This is a genomic window from Pseudoalteromonas sp. GW168-MNA-CIBAN-0100 (genome assembly GCF_040309225.1).
Taxonomy (GTDB): domain Bacteria; phylum Pseudomonadota; class Gammaproteobacteria; order Enterobacterales; family Alteromonadaceae; genus Pseudoalteromonas; species Pseudoalteromonas arctica.
Genome location: NZ_JBEOOL010001132.1, coordinates 1 through 234, shown reverse-complemented (window position 1 = coordinate 234; position 234 = coordinate 1). Strand labels below are relative to the sequence as shown.

Sequence of the window (234 nt, the reverse complement as noted above, 5' to 3'; positions counted from 1 at the left end):
AATATAAAACAAACCCTTTATTTAATACCGGTGATCGACTTGCTCGACTCACTTTTCCTGACATTTTACGCCATGCCAGCTCAGTTATTTCTAAGCAGTCTAATTTACGTAGCAGTTTTTACGACCGTAACCGTATTCAAATGTTTCAAGGTGACGCGCGTTTTATTGATAAACATACAGTTGAAGTAACTCGCCAAGATGGTTCAACTGAGCGTTTAACGGCCAAGACTATTG

The 234-nt window shown here is 39.3% G+C and carries 1 pseudogene; it reads left to right on the top strand.

The window, feature by feature from the left end:
• Positions 1-234 (top strand): annotated as a pseudogene (locus AAEY62_RS24910) (Si-specific NAD(P)(+) transhydrogenase); the annotation flags it as partial.